The following is a 1,795-nucleotide window of genomic DNA, read 5'->3' on the forward strand; positions in this document are numbered from 1 at the left end:
CCCGCAGGCCGGTGCGCCCGGCCCCGGCGCCCCGGCCGGTTACGGCTTCCCGCACCCGGGTCCCCAGGGCGGCCCTCAGTCCGGTCCCCAGGGCGTCCCTCAGCCCGGTCCCGCGCCGACTCCCCCGGCGCAGCCCGGCGGTTACGGCTTCCCGCACCAGCAGCCCCCGCAGCCGCACCCCCAGGCACAGCCCGCTCAGGCACAGCCCCCTCAGGCACAGCCCGCCCAGCAGGGGCCGGGGCAGGCACCCCAGGGCCCGGGCCAGGGCCAGGGCGGTCCGCAGCACCCGGGGGTCCCGCCGCAGGGGCACCAGCCGGAACAGCAGCCGGGGCAGCCGCCCGTCGACCCCCGCGTCGGGGCCGCCTGGCCGCAGCCCGTCCAGCACGACCAGCGGCAGCCCACCAATCCGGGCGCGGCACCGCTCGGTTACACGGCGGCCGTCGAGCTGTCCTCCGACCGGCTGCTCAACAGCAAGCGGCAGAAGGCGAAAAGCAGCAGGCCCGCGGCCGGAGGCTCGCGGTTCAAGCTGGGCGGCAAGAAGGAGGAGGCGGAGCGGCAGCGCAAGCTGGAGCTGATCCGGACCCCGGTGCTGTCCTGCTACCGCATCGCCGTCATCAGCCTGAAGGGCGGCGTCGGCAAGACGACCACCACCACCGCGCTGGGGTCCACGCTGGCCAGCGAGCGGCAGGACAAGATCCTCGCGATCGACGCCAACCCCGACGCCGGCACGCTCGGCCGACGCGTGCGGCGGGAGACCGGGGCGACGATCCGTGACCTGGTCCAGGCGATCCCGTACCTCAACTCGTACATGGACATCCGGAGGTTCACCTCCCAGGCGTCCTCGGGGCTGGAGATCATCGCCAACGACGTGGACCCGGCGGTGTCCACGACGTTCAACGACGAGGACTACCGGCGCGCCATCGACGTGCTGGGCCGGCAGTACCCGGTCATCCTGACCGACTCCGGCACCGGTCTCCTCTACAGCGCGATGCGCGGGGTGCTGGACCTCGCCGACCAGCTCATCATCATCTCCACGCCGAGTGTGGACGGCGCGTCCAGTGCCAGCACGACGCTGGACTGGCTGTCGGCGCACGGGTACGCGGAGCTGGTGTCCCGGTCCCTGACGGTCATCTCCGGGGTGCGCGAGACCGGCAAGATGATCAAGGTCGACGACATCGTTTCGCACTTCCGGACGCGCTGCCGCGGAGTGGTCGTGGTGCCGTTCGACGAGCACCTGGCCGCCGGTGCGGAGGTCGACCTGGACATGATGCGGCCGAAGGTGCGGGAGGCCTACTTCAACCTGGCGGCGCTCGTCGCCGAGGACTTCGTCCGGCACCAGCAGTCCCACGGCCTGTGGACCTCCGACGGCAACCCGCCGCCGGTGGCCGCCCCTCCGCTGCCGGGCCACTCCGTCCCCGGCCAGATGCCCCCCGGCCAGCCGTACCCGGGGCAGCCCCAGGTCCCGGGGCAACCGCAGGTACCGGGCCAAGCGCAGGTTCCTGGGCAGCACCACATCCCCGGTCAGCCCCAGGTGCCAGGGCAACCGCAGGTCCCCGGTCAGCCTCCGATGCCCGGCCGGCAGATGCCCGGCGGGCCACCGGCCCCGGGCGGGCCGGCACCGTACCCCCACCAGCCGTACGCACAGCCCCAGCCCCCCGCCCAGCCGACCCCCCATGCCCAGCCGAACCCGCAGGGCCCCCCGCCGCACGCCCACCAGGCATCGCCCGGCCACCCCCAGGCGCAGCCTCCCGGGCAGCCCGGGCAGCCGCCGGTCCCGCCGCAGGCGGGCCATCCG

At 74.6% G+C, this 1,795-nt stretch carries 1 protein-coding gene; it reads left to right on the forward strand.

The window, feature by feature from the left end; translation table 11 throughout:
* The coding region (locus G3I53_RS17965; RefSeq protein WP_164438555.1) for a MinD/ParA family protein at positions 1–1,795 on the forward strand (1,795 nt) is incomplete at both ends.

It is taken from the genome of Streptomyces sp. SID14436, assembly GCF_010548465.1.
Classification (GTDB): domain Bacteria; phylum Actinomycetota; class Actinomycetes; order Streptomycetales; family Streptomycetaceae; genus Streptomyces.